Source organism: Lentzea sp. NBC_00516 (genome assembly GCF_036346835.1).
Lineage (GTDB): Bacteria > Actinomycetota > Actinomycetes > Mycobacteriales > Pseudonocardiaceae > Lentzea > Lentzea sokolovensis.
Genome location: NZ_CP107840.1, coordinates 5,227,494 through 5,249,695, shown reverse-complemented (window position 1 = coordinate 5,249,695; position 22,202 = coordinate 5,227,494). Strand labels below are relative to the sequence as shown.

Sequence of the window (22,202 nt, the reverse complement as noted above, 5' to 3'; positions counted from 1 at the left end):
GAATCACTGGTCAATGTTTGATGTCGGCGCGATAACGGTCGAGAACCACCCTTTGTAGCGTCCATTGTCACCCGGTTGCGGTATCAAGTAATCGCTGTGCGTACCGGACGCGGTCCAGTGATCCAGATGGCGTAACGCGACAGGCGGTTCCCGCTCCACGAAAGCGCAACTACGGTGCCTCGCCATGACCCCCGTCCCGACTGATGTGCTTCCCCGTTCCCTCACGGCGCTTCCCCCGGCGCAGGTCGAGAGCATCGGCGAGTTCGACATCTCCGAGGCTGAGGACTTCGTCCGGCAGCACCACGCCGAACATCCGGAACTCGGTCCCGTCGAGGCCAGGCTGGCCGAGGTGCACGCGGAGATCGCCGCGACCGGCACCTACCGCCACACGACCGCCGAACTGACCTTCGGCGCCCGCGTGGCCTGGCGCAACAGCTCACGCTGCATCGGCCGCCTGTACTGGCGGAGCTTGAAAGTGCGCGACCAGCGCGAGGTCTCGACCCCCGCCGACGTGGCGGCGGACTGCGTCGAGCACCTCCGCGTCGCGACGAACAAGGGCAAGATCCGGCCCGTCATCACGATCTTCGCCCCCGCCGAGCCCGGCATGGACGCGCCGCAGATCATCAACGAGCAGATCATCCGCTACGCCGCCTACCGCGGCACCGACGGAGGAGTGCTCGGCGACGCGCGGAACCTGGCGCTCACCGACCTCGCGGTGAAACGCGGCTGGCAACCACCCGCCACGCGCGGCCCGTTCGACGTGCTGCCGCTCATGGTGTCCTGCAAGGGCCACGACCCCGCGCTCGTCGAGATCCCCGCCGACGCCGTGCTCGAGGTCCCGCTGGCGCACCCGGACTTCCCGTGGCTCGGGGCGCTCGGCGTGAAGTGGCACGCCGTTCCCGCCATCAGCAACATGCGCCTGCGCATCGGCGGCATCGACTACCCGTCGGCGCCGTTCAACGGCTGGTACATGGGCACCGAGATCGGCGCCCGCAACCTGGCGGACAACGACCGCTACGACCTGCTGCCGTACCTCGCCAAGCGAATGGGCCTGGACATGTCGTCGGAGGCGACGTTGTGGCGCGACCGAGCTCTCGTGGAGCTCAACCGCGCCGTCCTGCACTCGTTCGGCGAGGCCGGCGTGACGATCACCGACCACCACACCGAGTCGAAGAGGTTCCTGACGCACCTGGAGAAGGAGGAGGCCGCGGGACGATCCTGTCCCGCCGACTGGTCCTGGATCGTGCCACCCGTGTCGGGCGGGGTGACGCCGGTCTACCACCGCTACTACGACTCCGGTGAGCTGCTGCCGAACTTCTTCCCCGCGGACAAGCCCACCGGATGCCCCGTGTCCCACTGATTCGGAAGGTGCGTTCCCCGGCCGCGGCGGCGGCCGGGTCCGGGTGCTCTGGAACGCTCGGTGAGCGCCTCGTACCGGTGATTGGGCTGGTGGGGTGCCTGACATTGGCCGGTGCGGTGGACTGGCAACTGTGATGTGGCCCAGGTCACCTTTGATCGCGTAACGTGCGTACGGTGAAAGTGGGAACCCCCGCAGAGTCGCGGCCCGCCGAGCGCCGAGTCGCCTGCGTACCGGAAACGGTGTCGTCGTTGGTCGACGCTGGACTGACCGTGCACGTCCAAGAAAACGCCGGGCGTCATGCCCACGCCCCCGACGCCGCCTACCGCGCGGCCGGGGCGACCGTGACGCCCGAGGACCCGACGCCGGAATCCGACGTCGTCGTGTCCGTGCAACCGCTGACCACCGACCAGGCCGAGAAGCTCAAACCCGGCGCGGTCACCATCAGTTTTCTGCAGCCCCAAGGCGAGCGGGAACTACTAGAGGTCTATGCGCGGCGGAACGTCACGTCGTTCAGCTTCGACCTGCTGCCCAGGGTCACCCGTGCCCAGGGCGCGGACGCCCTGTCCTCCCAGGCGCTGGTCGCCGGCTACCGGGCCGTCCTGGTCGCCGCCGAACGACTGCCGCGGTTCCTGCCGATGTTCACCACCGCCGCCGGCACCGTGCCGCCGGCGAAGGTGCTGGTGCTGGGCGCGGGAGTGGCGGGCCTGCAGGCGATCGCGACCGCACGCAGGCTCGGCGCCGTCGTCGAGGCCTACGACGTGCGCAAGGCGGCGGGCGAGGAGGTCCGCAGCCTCGGCGCGAAGTTCCTCGAACTCGAACTGGAGACCCAGTCCGGCGTCTACGCGTCCGTGCAGTCCGAGGAGTTCCTGGAACGCCAGCGAGAACTCATCGGCGAGCACGTCGCGGCGTCCGACGTGGTGATCACCACGGCCGCGATCCCCGGCCGCAAGGCCCCTGTGCTCGTCACGACCGACATGCTCAAGGCCATGACCCCCGGCTCCGTGCTGGTCGACCTGGCGGCGGAGTCCGGCGGCAACTGCGCTGCTTCCGTTGCGGGGCAGGAGACCTGGGTCGGCGAGGTGCTCGTGCACGGCGCGTTGAACCTGCCGTCGTCCATGCCGGTGCACGCGAGCAAGCTCTACTCGCGCAACGTGCTGAACCTGCTCAAGCTGATGATCGCGGACGGGTCGGTGCGGCCGGACCTCTCCGACGAGGTGCTCGACGGCTGCTGCCTCACCCACGACGGTCAGATCCGCAAGGAGTTGCCGTGATCGACCTGCTGACGATCTTCGTGCTGGCCGTCTTTGTGGGCTTCGAGGTGGTCTCGAAGGTGTCCACGATCCTGCACACACCGCTGATGTCCGGCGCCAACGCCATCCACGGCGTCATCCTGGTCGGCGCGATCCTGATCACCGGGTCCGCCGAGAGCACCCTGGAACTGGTTCTGGGACTGCTCGCGGTCTTCCTGGCCACGGTCAACGTGGTCGGCGGCTTCGTGGTGACCGACCGGATGCTGGAGATGTTCAAACGTTGACCTTTCCCCTTGCTGACGAGAGGGATTTCTGCTTCGTCGCCGATCGCCTGCCCGGAGTGTTCCGTTGAGGTCTTGCACCGGCTCCACAGACTGTCACCGCCAGCCCGGCGGCCAAGATGTTGCGTGCTGCGTTCACGTCTCGGTCATGGATGGCTCCGCAGTCACAAGTCCAGGTGCGCACGCTCAGCGCCATGTTCGCGGTGAGAGTGCCGCAGACCGAGCACAGTCTGGAGGACGGGAACCAGCGATCGACTGCGATCACCTCCCGCCCATACCAGGCCGCTTTGTACTCCAGCATGTGCCGGAACTGCCGCCAGGCCGCATCGCTGATGGAGCGGGCAAGACGGCGGTTGCGAATCATGTTGGACACGGCCAGGTTCTCGATCACGAGCGTTTGGTTCTCACGCACGAGCCGAGTTGTGACCTTGTGCAGGTGGTCGGCGCGCCGATCCGAGATCCGAGCGTGGACGCGGCTGATCTTCAGTGCGGCTTTCGCCCGGTTGTTGCTGCCCTTCTGCTTACGTACCAGTGCTCGGTGAGCCCTGGCGAGAGCCAGCCTGTCACGACGTTCGTGTCGGGGATTGCTGATCTTTTCTCCGGTCGAGAGCACCAGCAGGTGTTCGAGTCCGAGGTCGATGCCGACCTCGGAACTGGTGATCGGGAGCACCTGGACGTGCGGGTCATCGCAAAGCATGGCAATGAACCAACGTCCCGCCGCATCTCGCGACACCGTCACCGACGAGGGCTCCACGCCTGCCGGCAACGGCCGCGACCAACGGATGTTCAGCGGTTCGGGAACTTTGGCCAGCGTCAGCGCACCATTGCGCCAACGAAATGCCGAACGCGTGTACTCGGCGCTGGATCGCGATCGCTTGCGGGACTTGAAGCGTGGATATCGTGCACGCTTCGCCCAGAAGTTGTTGAATGCCACCTGCAGGTGCCGCAGAGTCTGCTGCAGCGGAACACACGACACCTCGTTGAGAAATGCCAGCTCCTCGGAGCGTTTCCAGGCCGTCAGCAGCGCCGACGAGGCTTTGTAGTCGATCGACTCCAGACCTTGCCGCCACGCTTCTGTCCGTGCCTGCAGAGCCAGGTTGTAGACCTTGCGGACACACCCGAACGTGCGCAGCAGTTCGGCGGCCTGCGCTTCGCTCGGATAGAAGCGGTACTTGAGTCCCCGCTTCACCTGGCTGCTCACAGTTCAAATCTAGCGGATGCTGTGTGGTTCCAAACGGGCTGGGTTCCTTGGAGGGCTCCAGATGACGGTCCAGCTGATGTACCTCGTCGCGTCGGTGTGCTTCATCCTGGCGCTGAAAGGCCTGAGCTCGCCCAAATACGCGCGCTACGGCAACTTCATCGGCGCGTTCGGCATGCTGGTCGCCGTCATCACCGCGTACGTGCACGGCGTCGTCCACAACGGACTGTGGATCCTCATCGCCGTCGCACTCGGTGTCGTGGTGGGCATTCCGGCCGCGCGGTCGGTGAAGATGACGGCCATCCCGCAGATGGTGGCGCTGTTCAACGGAGTCGGTGGCGCGGCGGCGGCCCTGGTGGCGCTGGCCGAGTTCTTCGCGGTGCCGGACACCGACGTCCTGTTCCGGCTCGCGACCGTGCTGACGGTGCTGATCGGTTCGGTCAGCTTCTCCGGTTCGGTGGTCACGTTCCTCAAGCTGCAGGAGCTGATGACGACCCGCCCGGTGCTCCTGCCGGCCGGGCAGCAGCTCGCGATCGCGGCCGGGGTGTCGTCGGTCGCCTTGTGCGCCTTGGTGATGGCGGTGCCGAACGGGTTCCTGCTCTGGCTGCTCGCCGTCGTCGGGCTCGCCCTCGGTGCGCTGTTCGTGCTGCCGGTCGGTGGCGCGGACGTGCCGATCGCGATCTCGTTGCTCAACGCGTTCACCGGCCTCGCGGTCGCCGCGTCCGGCTACGTGCTGGCGAACACGCTGTTGATCGTCGCGGGCACGCTCGTCGGCGCGTCCGGCACCATCCTGACCCGGCTGATGGCGCAGGCCATGGGGCGGTCGCTCACGAACATCCTGTTCGGCGCGTTCAAAGCCACGACCGTCGCGGTGCAGGGAGAAGAGCAGCGGACGGTCAAGTCGGGCACGGTCGAGGACGTGGCCATCCTGCTGGGGTACGCGAACAACGTGGTCGTCGTGCCGGGGTACGGGCTCGCCGTCGCGCAGGCGCAGCACGCCGTCCGTGAGCTGGTGTCGCAGCTCGAACGGCGTGGAGTGTCGGTGGCGTACGGAATCCATCCCGTCGCGGGGCGCATGCCGGGGCACATGAACGTGCTGCTGGCCGAGGCGGACGTGCCGTACGAGCAGCTCAAGGAGCTCGACGACGTCAACCCCGGCATCACGTCGGTCGACGTGGCCGTGGTGGTCGGCGCGAACGACGTGGTGAATCCGGGTGCGCGGGACGAGCCGTCCAGCCCGATCTACGGCATGCCGATCTTCGACGTGGACCGCGCGAAGTCCGTGGTGTTCATGAAGCGCTCGATGCGGCCGGGGTTCGCCGGTGTGGACAACGAGCTGCTCTACAACCCGAAGACGACGCTGCTGTTCGGGGACGCGAAGGACTCGCTCACGAAGCTGCTGTCGGCGGTGAAGCAGCTGTAGCCAGCAGCTCGGTCACCTCGGCCGCGGTCAGGGCGGGCAGCAACCCGATCACGCCGTCCGCGCCCGCCTGTCTCCAGTGCTCGGCGTCGTCGAGGGTGTGCACCTCGTCGACGCCGAACCGCACGCCGAAGCCGTGCACGGTCGCGATCAGAGCGCGCATCGCCTGGTACAGCGGGGAGTCCGGGCTGGGCGCGGGCGCGCGGGTGATCACCGAGCGGACCGGTACCTCGGTCAGCACGGCCAGTTCGTCGTGGCCGCCGCGGAACCCGTCCAGGGCTGTGACGATGCCGTTGTCGTGCAGCACCACCGCGTTGTCGTCACCCGCCAGCACCGACGCGATGTCCAGGGAGATCCGCAGCCGTTCGGCCGGCAGCCCCGTCTCGTCGAGCGCCCGCTTCACGTCGGCGACCAGGTCCTCGTCGCGAGACTGCAGGGCGCCCAACGCGATGTGCAGCGTGGGCGCCCGGTCGCCGAACTCCGCCACCCATCTCGCGGCCTGCGCGCACGCCTCCCGCAGCAGCCACCGGCCGATCGGCAGCGACAGACCCGTCGAGTCGGCCAGCGCCATGGTGTCGTTGTGGCTCAGGTCGTCCCAGTGCAGGCGGGCGACGGCGCCGAGCACCTCGCTCGTCTCCAGGTCGTGCACCGGCGCGTAGACGATCTCGATCTCGCCGTGCTCCCACGCACCCGGCATGGACGCGGCCAGCGCGTACTTGCCGCGGCGCCGGGCGTCGTCGTGCGGGTCGTGCAACGCCCACTGCCGCTTGCCGCGCGCTTTCGCCTGGCGCAGCGCGGAGTTCGCGCAGCGCATGAGCTCGGCGGCCGTGACGAACGCAGGCGGCCGGTCCACCACGCCGATGCTCGCCGACAGCGCGATGCCATGATCGTCCACAAAGGTCGGTTCGTCGAGGACCTCCTGGATCTCCTCGACGGTCGAGGTGACGGTGTCCGAGGCGACCATGATCGCGAACTCGTCGCCGCCGACCCGCGCCACCACCGCGCCCTTCTCGGCGGCGAACCTGCCCAGCCTGGTCGCGACGATCTTGAGCAGCTTGTCGCCGGTCTCCTGGCCGAGGCCGTTGTTGACGACCGAGAACGCGTCCAGACCCAGGTGGTACAACGTGATCGGCCGGCCGTCGAGCTGGCGTTCCACCTGCGAGATGAAGTGCTGGCGGTTCGACAGACCGGTGAGCGAGTCGTGCAGCAGCTGGTGGTCGAGGCTGCGCTGCAACAGGTGCAGCTCGCTGATGTCCTCGACCATCGTCACGTGGTGCGTCGGCTCGCCGTCCGCGTCGCGCAGCACCGACACCGCGAGGTGCACCCACACCGGTTCGCCGTCCACGCGGATCAGCTTGCGCTGGTCGCGGAACCTGTCGACGCGCCCCTCCTGCACCTTCCGGTACGAGGCGCCCAGGGCGGCCACGTCCTCGGGGTGGTAGAAGTCGCGCAGGTCGCGGTCGTGGACGTCGGTGCCCGACTCCAGCCCCACGATCTCGGCGAGCGCGTCGTTCGCCTGGACGCACCTGCCGGTGAAATCGGTGATCGCGATGCCCAGCGCGGCGGAGTCGAACATCTCCTGAAACCGCGCCTGGCTGACCATCAGCGTGCGCTCGACCCGCTGTTTGGCCCGCACGATCGCGATTTTGATCTGCTCCTGCTGGTCGAACGCGTCCATCCGCACGGCCTGTGCGTACGCCGAGGCCATGCGGGCCAGCACAGGTAGGTCGAACGTGGGCGAAAGGACCTCGATCGTGGCGCGCAACGAGTCGGGACCGGTCGCGTGCAGTGACACCAATCGATAGGCAACCGATTCAGGCGACCCCGGCAGCTCACGCAGCGAATCGAGCAGTGCCTGCTCGATTTCGGCGTGGGACAGCGGGATGTACGCGGTGGGAGTCAGCGCGTGCATCCAGCGGGCGGCGAGTTCCGGAAGTTCCATGCTGTTCACAGAGCGTACGGATTCACCGCTGTCCGGCCAACAACGACAGGCGCACTACACCTTCCGGCCGACGGCGGCGTAGATGCCCGCCTTGTCCGGATCGTCGGTGTTCGTGCCCTCCGGCCGCCACAACGGCGTCGGCACGATGCCGGGCTCCACGAGTTCGAACCCGGCGAAGAGCGCCTCGATCTCGCTCTTCGTGCGCGGGTACATCGGGTTCTGGCTCTTCTTCATGACCTCGACGACCCCGGCCATCTCCTCGGGCTGCAGGTCCTGGGTGAACTGCGAGACCGCGAGGTAGCTGCCCGCGGGCACGGCGTCGCGGTAGACCGCCACGACCGCGTTCGGGTCGGCCTCCGGCGGCACGAAGTGGAAGACACCGGCCGTGAGCACCCCGACGGGCTGCGAGAAGTCGATCAGGCCGCTGTCCCGCGCCGCCCGCAGCACCGCGTCAGGCCTGGTCATGTCCTCCTGGATGATCGCAGCGAGCGGGTCGCCCTCCAGGATGAGCTGGCTGTGCGCGACCGCGACCTCCTCGAAGTCCACGTAGACGACGCGCGACTCCGGGTCGGCCTTGCGGGCGATCTCGTGCACGTTGCCGACCGTCGGGATGCCGGAGCCGAGGTCGAGGAACTGGCGGATGCCCTCGTCGATCATGAGCAGCACGGCCCGGCGCAGGAATCCCCTGTTCAGCCGGGCGATCGTGCGGGCGTTCGGCTGGGCCTTCAGGAACTTCTCCGCGAGTGCCCGGTCGGCGGCGAAGTTGTGCCCACCCCCGAGCAGGTAGTCGTAGAGGCGCGCGGCGCTCGGCCTGCCCGTGTCGAGACCTTCCGGAACCCAGCTCACCCGTTCAGACATGTGACCAGGCTACTGAGACGCCACACGCGTACGGCAGTACCTGAGCCCCATTGCTCCAACAGAACCGCTGCTATCACTGGAAAGTGTGAATCAGCAGTGTCGCGACGGCGACGCCCAGTGCGGTGCCGAGGCCTCGGGCGACGTTGACCAGCCCGCTGCCGACCCCGGCCGACCCGTCCGGAAGCACGCCCATCACCCGTTTCGTGCAGGCCGGCGCGATGATCCCGAGCCCGACGCCCGCGACGACGAGCTGAATCACCTGCGGCACAGGCAGGACCAGCGCCACGACCGTGATCAGCGCTCCGGTCCTGATCCCCGTCCTGTTCAGCAGCGTCGCCGCGACCGCGAACCCGAGGGGCAACGCGGCGACCGTGAGTCCTATATGTGCCAAGGGTTGTTTCATGGTGAACGGCAGCAACGTCATCGGCGCGAACAACGCGGCGTAGGTGAGCAGCACACCCGCCAGCCCCGGCAGCACCTTCCAGGTCGGCTTTCCCTTGTCCCGCGCGGTTTTCGTGCGGGGGAGCAGGTAGTGACCCATGACCATCGCGACGACGCCGATGGGCACGTTGATCGCGAACACGGCCTGCCACCCGTAGTTCTCGGTCAGGTACCCGCCGAGCAACGGTCCCGCAGCCAGCCCGGTCGCCTGCGCCGCGGCCTGAACCCCGAGCGCCTTGCGCCGCTGTTCAGGCGCGACCGCCGTGGTGACCAGCGCGACGCTGTTCGCCTGCAGCATCGCCGCCCCCACGGCCTGCGCGATCCGGGCGGCGATGAGCGAGTCGAACCCCGGCGCGTACACGCACGCGATGGACGCGCCGGTGAACAACGCGAAGCCGTAGATGTAGACGATCTTGCGGCCGATCCGGTCCGCGATCCTGCCCATTGGGACGAGCAGAGCCACGAGAGTGATCAGGTAGCTGAGCGAGATCCACTCCGGATCGGCCTGGAAGTGCGCGCTCATCGCGGGGAACGCCAGCGTGACGATCGAGGCGTCGAGCTGGCCCATGAACGCGCCGAAGCAGACTGTCGCGATGACCAGCCAAGGCGCGTACGACCGGCGGGCGATCCACGCCGGTCTGGGCGACTCCGTGACGAACCAGTTCATCGTGACCAGATTATATCTGACACAGAGCTATTGCCTCGCGTTCAGTAAGATTTCCGCATGTCAGACGAAGCCCGCACGCTCACCGACGTCGTCACTCGCCTGCGCCGGGCGTTGCGGACGAGCATCCGGGCCGACTGGCCGTGGGAATCCCTGCCGATGGCGCAGGTAGAGCTGCTGCAGACCCTCGCGGAGCGCCCGCCGATGAAGGTCGGCGACCTCGCGGCGGCCCTGCGACTGGCCCCCAACACGGTGTCCGGACTGGTGTCCCAACTGATCGACTCGGGCCTCGTCGTCCGCGGCGGAGACCCCAAGGACAGACGGGTAGCCCGGCTATCCGTCTCACCCCGTGGACACGAACAGCTGCTCGTCTGGCAGCGCGAACACGAGAAGCGGATCGGCGCCGCACTGGGCAAGCTGGAGTCCTCGGAACGGGAGGACGTCGTGCGCGCGTTGAAGGCTCTGGACCACCTGGTGGAGCACCTTGCCGAGCCCACGGCCTGAGTCTCGACCGCTGGCGTTCGTCTCGTTGGTGTCGCTGGGCGGCGGGCTCGGCGGAGTGGCGCGCTACGGCCTGTCGGTGTTCGTGCCGGGCGCGTGGGGGCTGTTCGTCATCAACGTGCTGGGGTCGTTCTTGATCGGCGTGCTGATGGGGCTGGTGCCTCGGCCGTTGGTGCGCGCCTTCTTCGGGGTCGGGATGTTGGGCGGGTTCACGACGTTCTCGTCGTACGCGGCTTCGTGGTCGTGGGCGCTGCTCGCCACGCCGGTTTGTGCTGTGCTGGCGGCGTTTCTCGGGTTGCGGGTGACGCGGTGACCGTGCTGGTGGTGTTTCTCGGGGCCGCTTTGGGTGCTCCGGCGCGGTACCTGCTCGATCGGCTCGTGCAGTCTCGGCATTCGTCGGACTTCCCCTTCGGGACTCTGACGGTGAACGTCGTGGGGTGCCTGCTCATCGGGTTTGTCGTTGGGACGTCCTGGATGCCGCTGCTCGGGGTCGGGTTCTGCGGTGGGCTCACGACGTACTCGACGTTCAGCTACGAGACGGTGAAGCTGCTGGAGGCGGAGAAGTACCGCCCGGCGTTGTTGAACGTTCTGGTCAGCGTGGTGCTCGGGGTGGGCGCGGCCGCTATCGGCCTGGGGCTAGCACGTTGATCTCACCGTGGGCCCAACGAGTGACGAACTCACGCACCGCTGGCGTGATGTGATTCCGGTCGAGCCAGCTGACTGCCCGATCCCTGGAGCCCACTGCTTCCAGGAAGGGCAGCGACAGCACGAGCCGGAGGTCGCCGGCAGCGCTAAGGGTCTGCAGTTTGGGCTTGAACGGACGTGACGCCAGCCACGGACTTGGCTGCCCGATGGCTGCGGCCGCGATGGCGTCGAACTCCGCTTCTACGAACACAGGTCCGATACCTCGCAGCAGCTTCTGCGCGGCGCTGGCCTGCCGCGTGTAGTGGACCACGCACGTCGTGTAGAGAGCGCGCATGCCGTGGCGTTCGACGCTCGCCAGCAGAAAGCCCGGTTCCTCCATCGCGAAGCCGCCTGCCCATGGTGCCGTCTTCCTGATTTCCAGCAGACGCTCGCGATGCTGGGAGATCAACTCCCAGCGCATTGCCCTCCACAGTTCACCGCCCTCGCTGAAGAACAGGCCGTCCAGCACCAAAGCCGCTCCGAGCTCACCCTGCCGGACCAGTTCGTCGAGGCGGTTTCGCAAAGTCTGCTTGACGACCAGGTGGTTCGCCTGCGAGCACTCGTTCATGCAAATCAGAAGTGGCGTGTCCGTCTCAACGGCCAGCTGTTCGGAGTCGAAACGCGCTTCCGCTGGAACGAACACAGCCGCGTCCACCGCCGCAGTGGCGATCGCTCTGATGGTGCGGTTCGCAGGGTGCACATGTCGCAGTGATCGAGAGGCAAAACCCAGTCCACCGCCGAGTGCCTCCATGAGCAGCTCGTCTACCCCGTCTTCGACTTGGCGGTCGTAGAGCTGCAAAGCGATCTGGGCGACGACGTCCCATTGGTCGATGTTCGGCTCCAGCGCGGTCCATAGGCTGGCGGCAGAGCGATGCGTGCGCACGAGGTGCTCGGCCGCGAAGTACTCCAGGAACGTCCGGTGTGTGAAGCCGTACCGCTCGGCGCCGACGTCTGTGAGAATCCAAGACCGTCCTGTGCAGTACTCCAGGAACTGCCTGGCCATGGCAATGGACTCGTCGTAGTCGTCGATCTTGACCTCGAGGTACTCGGTGAGCATCCGTACGATCCTGACGCGAGACAGGGTCTTGCTGGAATCCGGTGCGGTGAACATCTTCCAAGCAAGGTGCTGCACCGCACCGCGCAGCCGGCCCTCGAAGCTCAGCGGTAGGTCGATGCCGCGCTTCGAGTCCCACTGCTCGAACATCATCAACGCGCACCGCTCGTACACCTGCGCGAGGTTGTGGGGCAGGTACCGGTCGCTGGAGTACATGGCGCACAACAACGTCAGCAGCAACGGGTTGCTGCGCAACTCCGGGATCTGCCGGCTGTCCTCCATGAACGACTTGGCCAGGCGTTCTCGTTCTGCCGGTGAGGTGGCCTCATCCAGTGCGAACCAACGTGACACGTAACCGGCGACCTGTTGCTCGTCGAACTCCGCGATGCGGCCCGTCAGGAACAGATCCGTACTCAGCGGCGCGTCCTCGTACCCGATCTTTCGCGCGGTGACCAAGATCGGTACCAACGGGTAGAGGTGAGCGAACCCCTCCAACAGCGACACGACTCGGCGCCGCAACTGGGTCTGCACCAGTTCGTCGAGGCCGTCGATGATGACGACCGCCCGTCCGGTGCGCAGCAAGTACTCGACGGCGTCGCGGGGCGGCTTCACGTTGTACGGCGCCTGGCACAGCTTCTCCAGGTAGTGCAAGAGGTCGCGTCCACCCTCGTCGAAAGAGGTGGCGAACTCGCGCAGCACCAACAGGAACGGCACGCGACCGGCGTCGTCCACGGCGATGTCGTGCGCGAACTTCGCGGCCAGGGTCGACTTGCCGGCACCGGGATCGCCCTGCACCAGCACACGTTCGCCCGGAACGCCGAGCCGGATGACGAACGACGAGGCCAGCGTCGGTTTCACGTAGAGCTGGTCGTAGCGGACCGACCGGCTGACTCCGCTGTGCGGCATGCGGATCTTGTTGTGCAGTGCGGCGACCTGGTCGCGCATGCGGGCCGCGAAGACGTGGATCCGGGCAGAGGACTTGAGTCTTTTGAGCAGGATGCTGTTGTGCATGGCCGCGGCGTACAGATCGGCGCGGTGGATCTTGGCTCCGGCGCCACCGAAGTGCGGTGCCACCTCCTGGCATGCGACGACCATGACGTCGTGCAGGATGTCGGTGATCCGAGTCAGAGGGTGGTCGGATAATCCGGCGAGCCGAAGTCCTTCGCGCAGCTGGTCTTTCGCTGCCTTGCCCATCATGTTGCCGACGCGCTTTTGCACGACCACGGTCGCGAAGTCGGGGGAGCCGAGATAGCTCTCCAACGCTTCGACGTCGGAGCGGCCAAGGTCCGCGAAGAGGTCGGTGGTCGCCGCGTTGGTGGCCGCGGCCGGAGGAAGCTCCTCCTTGCCGGCGAGACGAGCGGAGAGCTGGTCGCTCACGTCGACGACGACCCGGACGACCATCGACTCGATGCTGGGCAACGGGAAGCTCCTGTTCGAAGAAGCCATCGGCTGGGCGAGAGCCTGGGAACGAGCGTCCGCGCTCGCTCCCAGGCCTCCGGACGTTCGTTACGAAACGTCCTTCAGTCGGGATAGCACATCGGGCAGCGTGCCGGTGTGCACGACGCCGAGCCGTTGCGTGGCACGGGTCAACGCGACGTACAGGTCCGACGCGCCGCGCGGCGACTCGGCGAGGATGCCGTCCGGGTCGACCACGACCACCGCGTCGAACTCCAGGCCCTTCGCGTCGGTCACGCCGAGCACGACGACCTGCGCCTCTTCCAGTTCGTTGCCGACGGAGGAACCCGCGACCGACGACGCCACGGCAGAGCCCACCGGCGACAGCAGTGCGGCCGGCACGATCACCGCGATCTTGCCGTCGCCGACCGCGGTGACCTCGCGCGCGATGAGTGCGGGCACCTCGGACGCGTACGATGTCACCGTCGAGACCCAGGGCGCCACACCGGTTTCGCGCACCGACGTCGGCGGCACCAGGGAGGCGTCGACCGAGGCGAGTACGTCCGCGGCGACCTCCATGATCTCGGCCGGCGTGCGGTAGTTGACCGTCAGTTCCGTGAGGCGCCAACGGTTCTGTACGTACGGCGACAGCACGGAACCCCACGAGGTGGCTCCGCCGATGTCACCGGTCTGCGCGATGTCGCCGACGACCGTCATGGACTTGCTGGGGCAGCGGCGCATCAGCGTGCGCCACGCCATCGCCGACAGTTCCTGGGCCTCGTCCACGATGATGTGGCCGAACGTCCAGGTGCGGTCGGCCGCGGCACGTTCCGCGGCGGTCTCGTAGCGGTCGACGCCGTGGCGCTCGGCCAGGCGGTACGCGTCCATCAGGTCCGTGGCCGTCAGCATGTCGGGATCCGCGTCGTCCTCCAGGTCGAGGATGTCGAGAACTCCCTGGGCGTACTCGACGGCCTGGCGGCGCTGGCGTTCGGCGCGGGCCTTGGCCTCCGTGTCGTCCTCGCCGAGCAGTTCGGCGGCCTCGTCCAGCAACGGCACGTCGGCCGGCGTCCAGTCGTCGTTCGAACGCTGCAGCAGATCGCGCTCTTCGCGAGTGAACTTCGACATCGCGCGGGCGCGGCGCTTCGGGTTCCGGTAGAGCTCCGAGAGCAACGAGAACGGCGTCAGCACCGGCCACAGCGCCGAGATCGCGGCCTGGACCTCCGGGGACTCGCGCAGCTCGCGGCGGATGTCGTCCACGTCCGCCTTGTCGAGCAGATGCCCGCCCAGCCGGTTCACCACCATGCCCGAGAGCATCGAGATGATCTCGCGGGCGAACGTGCGGCGTGCCTCGTTGTGCGCGCGACGGGTCCGGCGCGCCCTGCCCCGTGCCTCGGCGATCGCCCGCCGGTCCAGACGCAGTACGTCGTTGTCGAAGCGGATCTCGACGGACGGCGGCGCCTCCTGGCGGTCCCGCACGGCCGCGGCGATCACTTCGGCCATCTCGAGGCGGCCCTTGATCGCGGCCGCCGCTGCCGGCTCGCGGCCGGTGGCGGTCAGGTTGGGGTAGAGCTCGCCGACCGTGGACAGCAGGACGCCGGTCTCGCCCAGCGAGGGGAGGACCTGACTGATGTATCGCAGGAACGTCGTGTTCGGGCCGACGACCAGAACACCGCGTTTCGCCAGCTGTCGACGGTGTGTATACAACAGGTATGCGGCTCGGTGCAGGGCCACGGCGGTCTTGCCGGTGCCGGGTCCGCCCTGCACCACGACGACGCCGTTGAGCTCGGACCGGATGATCCTGTCCTGCTCGGCCTGGATGGTCGCGACGATGTCGCTCATCTGGCCGGTGCGCGACTCGTTCAGCGCGGCGAGCAGCGTCGCCTCGCCGGTCAGGCTGTCCTTGGCCGAGCGGTCGACCGAGTTGATGTCGAGCACCTCGTCGTCGAGGCCGATCACCTTGCGCGAGCGGGTCCTCAGGTGCCTGCGCCGCCGCACGCCGTCAGGGGAGGCGGCGGTGGCGAGGTAGAACGGCCTGGCGGCGGGTGCCCGCCAGTCCATCAGCAGCGGCTCGTAATCCTTGTCCTCGTCGAAGAGACCGATTCGGCCGATGTAGAAGCGGTCTTCGTTGTGGAAATCGAGCCGGCCGAACGCGAGTCCGTTCTCGACCGCGCTGTACTGGGCCAATTGATCTGTGTACATCGCGACGGAGGTGTCGCGCTCGGACCGCATCTGATGCGTGCCGCCGGTTTGTCGCAACGATTGTGCGAGTCGTTTCGACGTCTGTTCGCGGAGGTCGTCGAGCCGGCCGTACAACATGGCCACGTATTCCTGCTCCGGCTCCATTTCGGCGAGCCGGAGGTCATCGGAGGGGCTTGACAACTTGCCTCATTTCTCGATATCATGCGGCGTCGGCTTTTATTCCGATTCGCACTGTCCTGCCCGCGCTGTGGTCGCTGAGCGCAGACTGTCTAATCTACACGCATATCAGCGTGATGCAGGTACGCCTTACGCAGCAGTGTGGCCAACGTATCGCGCTCGTGCGGAGTCAACGGCGCCAGCAGCTCTTCCTCATGCGCCCGCGCCGCCTCCAGTCGCTCCCGCAGCGCCCGTCTGCCCTCTTCGGTGATCGACACGGTGAACCGCCGCCGGTCCTTCTCGTCACGTCTGCGCTGGGCGAACCCGAAGCCCTCGAGCACGTCGAGCACCGACACGAGGTCACTCGGGTCCATCCGCACCCGGTCGCTGATCCGCTTCTGCGCCACCGCCTCCTGCTCGGAGAGGTACGCGAGCACCGTCAGGTGAGGGCCCCGCAGGTCCGCCCGCCCGATCCGGCGCGCTTCCCTCACCAGCCCGAGCATCAGGTAGCTGGGAAGACGCAGAAGCTGATCGATGCTCATGTCGTCAGTCTAGAAAAGATCTGTCCCCCGATCGTGGATAGCGCTGCGTGAGGAACCGCCTCGGACGGGGGCCGACAGGGTGAGCGTTGGGGTGACGTTTCTCCGCAAACCACCAGTAAGCGGCAAGGTGGGGGTATGACGCGTGCGGAGATCGTCCGGCTCGCCCGCTGCGTGGTGCGCCGGCCCCGGTGGCAGCTCGTCGTGGCGGTCCTGCTGTCCGCGTGGACGCTCGCCTGGGTGCTGGGCCAGCTCGCCGAAGACCCCCTGAGCCCGCTCGGGCTACTCGCCTGGACCGGCATTCCCCTCGATTCGGCATCCCTATGGGCTCAGGAGCGCGCGGAGGTCCTCGCCTGGCTCGCCACGCTCGGCGGTCTGAGCTGGGCGGCCACCACCGAACAGGGTCAGCTGCCCGCTCTCGCCGGGTGGTTCGCGGTGCTCGTCGCGGGAGAGGCGGCCGGGTACGAGCACGCGGTGCAACGGGCGATGCTCAGCATGGTCGTGTTCCTGCTCGTCCTCGCGGCCGTGTCGATCACCGGGCGGCGCGCGTTCGTCGTCGACCGCGTCGCCGTCATGCCGAAGGACGTCGTGCGAGCGGGCATCACCGCCGCCGTGCTGACCGCCGTGGTCCCGCTCATCGCTCCTGGTCTGGCGCTGACCCGTCTCGTTCGCCCCTACGTGACGAAACCTCCACGCCAGTTGAGGCGGGTTGAGGCCCCGTTGCTGCGGGAAACCGGATGAGGTGAGCGACTACCTGCCACCTCCCGCGCCCCCGCGCAGTGCGCTGACCTTGCGGTTGTGGCTGGCCGGGTTCGGGCTGGTCTTCAACTCGGTCGCGGGCTGGCTGGCGCTGCGAGCTGACTTCACCTGGCTTGGAATCCTGCTTTTACTACTCGCCGTCGTCTGTCTCGTGGACTTCGTCTGGGTGGTTCATCGCAAACGGCGCGGAGATCCGGGCTGAACCTGTCAGGAACCTGTGCTGGGCAATGAGCACACTTATGGATAAAGATGTTCGTGTGCATGAAGATCCGGCAAAAGGCAGGTTAGCCAGGGTGATGCGCCGGCAGCCTGTGCAACAGCGCGGCGCGGCGACTGTCTCCGCGATCCTGGACGCTTGTGCGAGCCTGCTGAACGAATACGACTACGACGACATCACCACGGCTCGCATCGTCGATGTGGCCGGAGTGCCCATTGGTTCCTTCTATCAGTACTTTCCCGACAAACGATCCGTTGTGCACGCTCTGGCACTTCGCGGTATGGAGACCTATCTCCGCGAGGTCGGGGAGCTGTTCGCCGCGGATCTGATCGCGGACACGTGGCGCGAGGCCATGACGCAGATCGTCGCGGTGTACATGCGGATGCTGACGGACGTGCCGGGCTTCGGCCGGGTGCGGTTCAGCGACATGCTGGACAGCCACCGGCTCGACTCCAGCGTCGACCAGTACGAGCTGATGGCCGAACGGCTGGCGGAGATGTTCGTCAACCGGTTCGGCGCCCACGGCGACGCCCCGGTGATGCTGACGTTCCGGATCGCCGTGCAGACCGCGGACGCGCTGTTCAAGCTCGCCGAACGGGTCGACGAGGACGACCGCGCGTACGTGGTCGGCACGGCGAACGAACTGCTCAGCGGCATGCTGGGGTCGGTGCTGGAGAAACCCCAGGATCCGGTTCAGAGCCCGTAGGACTCCAGCAACCGCAGCCACACCTCGCTGATCGTCGGGTACGAGGGCACCGCGTGCCACAAGCGGTCCACGGTGACCTCTCCGACGATCGCGACGGTGGCCGAGTGCAGCAGCTCGGCGACGTCCTGACCGACGAACGTGACGCCGACCAGCGTGCGCGTGCGCTCGTCCACGACCATCCGCGCCTTGCCCTTGTACCCGTCGGCGTGCAGCGACGACCCGGCGACCGCGATGTCCAGGTCGACCACCTTGACGTCGCGGCCCTGAGCCCGAGCCTGTTCGGCGGTGTGCCCGACGAACGCCACCTCGGGATCGGTGAACACGACCTGCGGCACGGCCACGTGATCGGCCCACGCCTGACCCGCCGACCACTGCTTCGGCTCGAACCCGCGGGACCGCTCCAGGATCGCCGTGCCGACCGCCCGCCCCTGGTACTTGCCCTGGTGCGTCAGCAACGCCCGCCCGGTGACATCACCGGCCGCGTACAGCCAGCGCCCGTCCACACCGGACACCAGACCGGAGTCGTCGATGGTCAGCGGCTTGCCGTCCTTGGTCGCCGGCACCCGCCCGGTCGCGACGAGGATGTGCGCCCCCTGCACGACCCGGCCGTCCTGCAACGTCAGCTCGCCCGGCTTGATCGACGAGGCGCGGCCGCCGAGCAGCACCTCGACGCCGTCCTCCTCCAGCCCCTCCACGACCAGCGGGCCGACGAACTCCTCGAACTTCGGCAGCGGCCGGTCCCCGGACACCACCAGCTTCACCTTCGAGCCGAGCCGCGCCCACGCCTGCGCCATCTCGACGCCGACGACACCGCCGCCGAGCACGACCAGCGACTCCGGCACCTCACGGGCCGACGTGGCCTCGCGCGAAGTCCACACAGGAGTGTCGGCAAGGCCTTCCAGTGGCGGCATCTTCGGCACGCTGCCGGTGCACACCACCACGGCCTGGCGGGCGCGGTAGACCTCTCCGCCCACGGTGACCTCACGCTCGCCGGTGACCTCACCGTCGCCGCGGATGACGTGGATGTTCTCCGACTCGGCCCACTTGACCTGGCCGGTGTCGTCCCAGTTGGAGGTGAAGCCGGTGCGCCGCTCCAGCACCGCGGCCGCGTCGAGCGACCCGCCCACCACACCCTTGACCCGCTTCGCGGCGGCGAGCGCGTGCCCGGAACGCAGCAGCGCCTTCGAAGGCATGCACGCCCAGTACGAGCACTCGCCGCCGACGAGCTCCTTCTCGATCATGGCGGTGGACAGGCCACCCGCGGCCGTCCGCCAAGCCACGTTCTCACCTACGGGGCCACCACCGATGACGATGACGTCGAAGTCCATGGCCGCCAGACTAGGCCCGGATCAGGAAAGCCACATGAGGCAGAAGGGGTGCCCGACCGGGTCCGTGTACACCCGGAACGTGTCGTCGTTGTCCTTGCTCACCAGCTTCGCACCGAGCTCCAGCACCTTCGGCTCGGCCTCCTCGACGTCCTCGACCAGCACGTCGAGGTGGAACTGCTGCGAGCCGCGCGGATCGGGGAACGTCGGCGGCTGGTACTCCGGCGCGAGCTGGAACGCGATCCGCGTGCCGCCGGTGACGATCACCACCCACGTGTCGTCACCGCCGGCCAGCCGTTCGGCACCGAGCAGCTTCTCGTAGAACGACGCCAGTTCGGAGGGATTCGGGCAGTCAAGCACCACTGAACGAAGTTGTCCGACCATGCCCTCCACCCTCTACCGGGTGGTGGGAAGCCGCAACGCCTGCTTGGCGATCGGGTCGAGCGTCTGGTCGCCCGCGCCGCCAGACCACACCGCGAACGCCAGCGTCACGTGGCTGCCCTTGGTGCCGTTCGCGAAAGCCGCGCTCTCCAGCGGTTTGCCGTCCAGCCCGTGCACGCCACCGGATCCCGGCAGCACGACGACCGCGTGCAACGACTTCGCGCTGGGCGCGTCGTACAGGTCCATGTCCGCCACCAGCACGGTCGCCGGCTTGCCCTGCACCGACGTCTCGTAGGTGGCGCGCAGCAGCACACCGCAGTCGTTCGCGATCAGCCACGCCTTCACGTCGCCGAACGCCTGCGCCTGGCAGTCCTGGTCCTTCTTCATCTCCTTCGGCACGAACGTCGTGCCGTCCACGACCACCGTCGTCGGCTGCGCGGACGTCGGCGCGGGCGTCGCGTCGGCCGGCTTGTCGTCGCCGGGCAGCGCCACCGCCAGCCACCCGACGAGGATCAGCGCGACCACCGCCGCGACCGCCAGGTACGGCCAGGTCAGCTTGCGAGGCAAGCGCTTGCGCGAGATGAGCTGCCCCATCGCGGCCTTGGGGATCAGCATCGTGTTGGCGGACGCGAGATCGGACACCGCGTCGCTGAAACCCTCGGAGAGCAGCGACCGCGCGTCCGGCGGCGTGCCGGTGGTCTGCAGGATCGCGAGGAGCTTCACGGCGTGATCGGCCGTGCAGGGCACCGTCGACGTCGCGAGTTCGCGGGCCGCACTGAGCAAAGTGGACGGTTTGGGGTGCAGCACCCGCACGCCGCGGTTGAGGTCGACCGTGGGCTGCACGACCTGGTCCACGAAGGGGCCGACCGCCACGACGGTGCTCACCGGGAGCGGTTCCGCGCGCATCGCCTGGATCCGCTGCGCCACCGCGGTCGCCGCCGCCACGGCCTCGGTCGCCGGGTTGGGTGCGCCGTCCTGGGCGACCAACGGCCAGCCGTCGATCGTCCACTGACCGCCGAGCGGTGCTTCCAGTTTCAGCGCGGGGTCGGGCAGGTCGACGCCGACGATCACGAGAACGCCCTTGGGCAGCACGACGATCGCGTCCAGTGGCATCGGACAGTCGGGTGGTTGCACGCCGATGAGCGCAACACCACCCAGAGCTTGGGTACCCACGCCGCAGGCCGTGAGGGCGGCACGGACGTCCGCCCCAATGGCCGAGGGTTCAGCGCCCAGACGGATCAGCCGCACGAGTCCCTACCTTTCCGCACGGGGGGACACCGTAGCGGTCCGGGGTCGTCCCAACGCAGCCGGTCGAGACATTGCGTGATGCCCGTCACCGATAAGTGGATCACTCGTTAGATGGATTGCCTGCCAATGTTCACGGAGGGTCCATGTACACACGCGCTGCACTGCTCGCCGTACTGCTGGTGGCCGCCGCATCCCCTGTCGCGACGGCCGCACCCACCTCCACGGTCTACGTCCACGGAGCCGACATCACCGCCGCTGAACAGGCGGTCGAGGCCGCCGGTCTGCAGAAGCTCACGAGCTTCCGCAAGATCGGTGTCGTGGCCGCGCGGGGCGACTCCGCGCGGATCTCCTCCGCCAGGGCCAAAGCGGGCGTGACGCGCGTCGAGGTCCAGAAACCGATCAAGTTCCTCGGATCGACCTCGCACACCGCCACGCGCGGCCTGGACGCCCGCAACAGCCTCGGGCTGACCGGCGCGGGAGTGTCGGTCGCGGTGATCGACTCGGGCGTCGACCCGAACCACCCGTCGTTCGGCGGCCGGATCGTCCGCAACCTGAAGAGCCTCTGCCTGGACGGCTCGACGCAGACGAACTGCATCGTGCCGGTGCCGAACTTCCTCGACACCGACACGACGTCGCTGGGCGGCCACGGCACCCACGTCACGGGCATCGCGATCGGCGGCGACGTGCAGACCACCGGCGGACCGGTGATCCACGGCGCGGCGCCGGGCGCGAAGGGCGTCGTGATCTCGACCGGTGCGGCGATCCTCATCCTCGGCGCGGACGCCGCGCTGAACTGGGTGCTGGAGAACCACAACGCTCCGTGCGGGGCCGGTGTCCCCGCGTCCACCTGCCCGCCGATCAAGGTGATCAACAACTCCTATGGGCCATCTGGCGGCGGTGCGTTCGACCCTGAGTCGGTCACTGTCAAACTGCAACGACAGCTCGTGGCCGAAGGCGTCGTCGTGGTGTGGGCGAACGGCAACGACGGCGGCGATGGTTCAGCGAACCTGTCCAACCCGCCGGGCGTCGACCCGACCCCCGGCGTGATCTCGGTGGCCTCCTACAACGACCAGGAGACCGGCACCCGCGACGGCGCCGTGTCGGACTTCTCGTCCCGCGGTCTCGCCACGGACTCCGCGACGTGGCCCGACATCTCGGCGCCGGGGGAGAACATCACCTCGTCGTGCCGGCTCTACCTGCCGATCTGCGCGACCGGCCTGAAGCCGCAGAACGGGCCGGGACTGCTCGACCTCGGCACGTTCAACACGATCAGCGGCACGTCGATGGCGGCACCGCACATCGCCGGGATCGTCGCACAGCTGTTCCAGGCCAAGCCTTCCGCGACCCCCGCCGACATCGAGCGGGCGCTGAAGTCGACGGCCCACAAGTACGGCACCGGTTACGGACCTGCGGGCCCCTACACCTCGTCGTTCGACAAGGGCACCGGTCTAGTCGACGTGGTGGCCGCGGTAAACGCTCTGTAGATCACGATCAGGCATCGCTCGGCCGGGAGATCGGGACTTAAGACCTGTATCTGCCCCGGTCGGGTGATGATCGAGCTGGTTCTTATGGCGGACTTGCCTCAAGTCGAGGCAGAATGCAGCGAACGGGTTCCACGGTGATC

General features: G+C 67.8%; 21 protein-coding genes. 11 read left to right on the top strand and 10 right to left on the bottom strand.

Annotation, left to right across the window (positions count from 1 at the left end; translation table 11 throughout):
• The first annotated feature begins 184 nt into the window (after positions 1 to 184).
• The 3 genes from OG205_RS23030 (at position 185) to OG205_RS23020 (ending at position 2,894) form a co-directional block, all read left to right on the top strand.
• On the top strand, positions 185 to 1,360 hold the full coding sequence (locus tag OG205_RS23030) for a nitric oxide synthase oxygenase (RefSeq protein ID WP_330270178.1): 1,176 nt from the start codon (positions 185 to 187) through the stop codon (positions 1,358 to 1,360).
• Positions 1,361 to 1,533: 173 nt separating this feature from the next.
• Positions 1,534 to 2,631 (top strand): Re/Si-specific NAD(P)(+) transhydrogenase subunit alpha, encoded by a 1,098-nt coding sequence (locus OG205_RS23025; RefSeq protein ID WP_330270177.1) that lies wholly within the window; start codon positions 1,534 to 1,536, stop codon positions 2,629 to 2,631.
• Positions 2,628 to 2,894: an NAD(P) transhydrogenase subunit alpha gene (locus OG205_RS23020; protein ID WP_053737731.1), complete on the top strand. Its 267-nt coding sequence runs from the start codon at positions 2,628 to 2,630 to the stop codon at positions 2,892 to 2,894. Before OG205_RS23025 ends, OG205_RS23020 begins: the two co-directional genes overlap by 4 nt.
• Here the strand turns inward: OG205_RS23020 and OG205_RS23015 are convergent.
• Positions 2,884 to 4,092 (bottom strand): RNA-guided endonuclease InsQ/TnpB family protein, encoded by a 1,209-nt coding sequence (locus tag OG205_RS23015; protein WP_330270176.1) that lies wholly within the window; start codon positions 4,090 to 4,092, stop codon positions 2,884 to 2,886. The genes OG205_RS23020 and OG205_RS23015 overlap by 11 nt on opposite strands.
• A gap of 61 nt (positions 4,093 to 4,153) precedes the next feature.
• Here OG205_RS23015 and OG205_RS23010 point away from each other — a divergent pair, with 61 nt between their 5' ends.
• Positions 4,154 to 5,512 carry an NAD(P)(+) transhydrogenase (Re/Si-specific) subunit beta gene (locus tag OG205_RS23010; RefSeq protein ID WP_330270175.1) on the top strand — a complete coding sequence of 453 codons (1,359 nt, stop codon included), beginning with the start codon at positions 4,154 to 4,156 and terminating at the stop codon, positions 5,510 to 5,512.
• On the opposite strand, the gene OG205_RS23005 is transcribed toward OG205_RS23010, so the two are convergent.
• The 3 genes from OG205_RS23005 to OG205_RS22995 all read right to left on the bottom strand — a co-directional run bounded on the left by OG205_RS23005 (position 5,478) and on the right by OG205_RS22995 (position 9,417).
• Positions 5,478 to 7,451, bottom strand: coding sequence for a diguanylate cyclase domain-containing protein (locus tag OG205_RS23005; RefSeq protein ID WP_330270174.1), 1,974 nt, complete (start codon positions 7,449 to 7,451; stop codon positions 5,478 to 5,480). The two genes, OG205_RS23010 and OG205_RS23005, sit on opposite strands and share 35 nt — an antisense overlap.
• Positions 7,452 to 7,505: 54 nt before the next feature.
• Complete coding sequence (locus OG205_RS23000) at positions 7,506 to 8,309, bottom strand: SAM-dependent methyltransferase (protein WP_330270173.1); 804 nt, start codon at positions 8,307 to 8,309, stop codon at positions 7,506 to 7,508.
• Between the two features lie 73 nt (positions 8,310 to 8,382).
• Positions 8,383 to 9,417, bottom strand: a complete 1,035-nt coding sequence (locus OG205_RS22995; protein WP_330270172.1) for an MFS transporter — start codon at positions 9,415 to 9,417, stop codon at positions 8,383 to 8,385.
• 57 nt (positions 9,418 to 9,474) lie between these two features.
• Between OG205_RS22995 and OG205_RS22990 the strand changes: the two genes are divergently transcribed.
• The 3 genes from OG205_RS22990 to crcB are packed head-to-tail and all read left to right on the top strand — an operon-like array spanning position 9,475 to position 10,563.
• Complete coding sequence (locus OG205_RS22990) at positions 9,475 to 9,918, top strand: MarR family winged helix-turn-helix transcriptional regulator (RefSeq protein WP_093600284.1); 444 nt, start codon at positions 9,475 to 9,477, stop codon at positions 9,916 to 9,918.
• Positions 9,899 to 10,228, top strand: coding sequence for a fluoride efflux transporter FluC (locus OG205_RS22985; RefSeq protein WP_330270171.1), 330 nt, complete (start codon positions 9,899 to 9,901; stop codon positions 10,226 to 10,228). Before OG205_RS22990 ends, OG205_RS22985 begins: the two co-directional genes overlap by 20 nt.
• The gene (gene crcB / locus OG205_RS22980; protein ID WP_330270170.1) at positions 10,225 to 10,563 is read left to right on the top strand and encodes a fluoride efflux transporter CrcB; all 339 of its coding nucleotides are present in this window, start codon (positions 10,225 to 10,227) and stop codon (positions 10,561 to 10,563) included. The genes OG205_RS22985 and crcB overlap by 4 nt, the downstream gene beginning before the upstream one ends.
• Here crcB and OG205_RS22975 read toward each other — a convergent pair.
• From OG205_RS22975 to OG205_RS22965, 3 genes are all read right to left on the bottom strand, one after another.
• Positions 10,538 to 13,072 carry an NACHT domain-containing protein gene (locus tag OG205_RS22975; RefSeq protein WP_330270169.1) on the bottom strand — a complete coding sequence of 845 codons (2,535 nt, stop codon included), beginning with the start codon at positions 13,070 to 13,072 and terminating at the stop codon, positions 10,538 to 10,540. The genes crcB and OG205_RS22975 overlap by 26 nt on opposite strands.
• Before the next feature lie 87 nt (positions 13,073 to 13,159).
• A complete protein-coding gene (locus tag OG205_RS22970; RefSeq protein ID WP_330278208.1) occupies positions 13,160 to 15,391 on the bottom strand; it encodes a HelD family protein in 2,232 nt (743 codons plus the stop codon).
• A 125-nt stretch (positions 15,392 to 15,516) separates the two neighbouring features.
• Entirely contained in the window at positions 15,517 to 15,945 is a 429-nt protein-coding gene (locus tag OG205_RS22965) for a MarR family winged helix-turn-helix transcriptional regulator (protein ID WP_330270168.1), read from the bottom strand.
• A gap of 135 nt (positions 15,946 to 16,080) precedes the next feature.
• Here OG205_RS22965 and OG205_RS22960 point away from each other — a divergent pair, with 135 nt between their 5' ends.
• The 3 genes from OG205_RS22960 (at position 16,081) to OG205_RS22950 (ending at position 17,624) form a co-directional block, all read left to right on the top strand.
• Complete coding sequence (locus OG205_RS22960) at positions 16,081 to 16,683, top strand: hypothetical protein (RefSeq protein ID WP_330270167.1); 603 nt, start codon at positions 16,081 to 16,083, stop codon at positions 16,681 to 16,683.
• A 1-nt stretch (position 16,684) separates the two neighbouring features.
• On the top strand, positions 16,685 to 16,903 hold the full coding sequence (locus OG205_RS22955; RefSeq protein ID WP_330270166.1) for a DUF6343 family protein: 219 nt from the start codon (positions 16,685 to 16,687) through the stop codon (positions 16,901 to 16,903).
• A 94-nt stretch (positions 16,904 to 16,997) separates the two neighbouring features.
• Complete coding sequence (locus OG205_RS22950; protein ID WP_330270165.1) at positions 16,998 to 17,624, top strand: TetR/AcrR family transcriptional regulator; 627 nt, start codon at positions 16,998 to 17,000, stop codon at positions 17,622 to 17,624.
• Here the strand turns inward: OG205_RS22950 and OG205_RS22945 are convergent.
• The 3 genes from OG205_RS22945 to OG205_RS22935 are packed head-to-tail and all read right to left on the bottom strand — an operon-like array spanning position 17,612 to position 20,578.
• Entirely contained in the window at positions 17,612 to 18,952 is a 1,341-nt protein-coding gene (locus OG205_RS22945; RefSeq protein WP_330270164.1) for a dihydrolipoyl dehydrogenase family protein, read from the bottom strand. The genes OG205_RS22950 and OG205_RS22945 overlap by 13 nt on opposite strands.
• Before the next feature lie 21 nt (positions 18,953 to 18,973).
• Complete coding sequence (locus OG205_RS22940) at positions 18,974 to 19,333, bottom strand: VOC family protein (protein ID WP_330270163.1); 360 nt, start codon at positions 19,331 to 19,333, stop codon at positions 18,974 to 18,976.
• Positions 19,334 to 19,345: 12 nt separating this feature from the next.
• Positions 19,346 to 20,578 carry a hypothetical protein gene (locus OG205_RS22935; RefSeq protein WP_330270162.1) on the bottom strand — a complete coding sequence of 411 codons (1,233 nt, stop codon included), beginning with the start codon at positions 20,576 to 20,578 and terminating at the stop codon, positions 19,346 to 19,348.
• Positions 20,579 to 20,721: 143 nt separating this feature from the next.
• Here OG205_RS22935 and OG205_RS22930 point away from each other — a divergent pair, with 143 nt between their 5' ends.
• Entirely contained in the window at positions 20,722 to 22,062 is a 1,341-nt protein-coding gene (locus OG205_RS22930; RefSeq protein ID WP_330270161.1) for a S8 family serine peptidase, read from the top strand.
• Positions 22,063 to 22,202 lie beyond the last annotated feature (140 nt).

Excerpts from the sequence above, each read along its gene's own strand:
- OG205_RS22970 (WP_330278208.1), bottom strand. The coding sequence starts at position 15,391 with ATGGAGCCGGAGCAGGAATACGTGGCCATGTTGTACGGCCGGCTCGAC.
- OG205_RS23000 (WP_330270173.1), bottom strand. The coding sequence starts at position 8,309 with ATGTCTGAACGGGTGAGCTGGGTTCCGGAAGGTCTCGACACGGGCAGG.
- OG205_RS22960 (WP_330270167.1), top strand. The coding sequence starts at position 16,081 with ATGACGCGTGCGGAGATCGTCCGGCTCGCCCGCTGCGTGGTGCGCCGG.
- OG205_RS22945 (WP_330270164.1), bottom strand. The coding sequence starts at position 18,952 with ATGGACTTCGACGTCATCGTCATCGGTGGTGGCCCCGTAGGTGAGAAC.
- OG205_RS22930 (WP_330270161.1), top strand. The coding sequence starts at position 20,722 with ATGTACACACGCGCTGCACTGCTCGCCGTACTGCTGGTGGCCGCCGCA.
- OG205_RS22990 (WP_093600284.1), top strand. The coding sequence starts at position 9,475 with ATGTCAGACGAAGCCCGCACGCTCACCGACGTCGTCACTCGCCTGCGC.
- OG205_RS22950 (WP_330270165.1), top strand. The coding sequence starts at position 16,998 with ATGCGCCGGCAGCCTGTGCAACAGCGCGGCGCGGCGACTGTCTCCGCG.
- OG205_RS22965 (WP_330270168.1), bottom strand. The coding sequence starts at position 15,945 with ATGAGCATCGATCAGCTTCTGCGTCTTCCCAGCTACCTGATGCTCGGG.
- OG205_RS23010 (WP_330270175.1), top strand. The coding sequence starts at position 4,154 with ATGACGGTCCAGCTGATGTACCTCGTCGCGTCGGTGTGCTTCATCCTG.
- OG205_RS23005 (WP_330270174.1), bottom strand. The coding sequence starts at position 7,451 with ATGGAACTTCCGGAACTCGCCGCCCGCTGGATGCACGCGCTGACTCCC.
- OG205_RS22995 (WP_330270172.1), bottom strand. The coding sequence starts at position 9,417 with ATGAACTGGTTCGTCACGGAGTCGCCCAGACCGGCGTGGATCGCCCGC.
- OG205_RS22940 (WP_330270163.1), bottom strand. The coding sequence starts at position 19,333 with ATGGTCGGACAACTTCGTTCAGTGGTGCTTGACTGCCCGAATCCCTCC.
- OG205_RS23030 (WP_330270178.1), top strand. The coding sequence starts at position 185 with ATGACCCCCGTCCCGACTGATGTGCTTCCCCGTTCCCTCACGGCGCTT.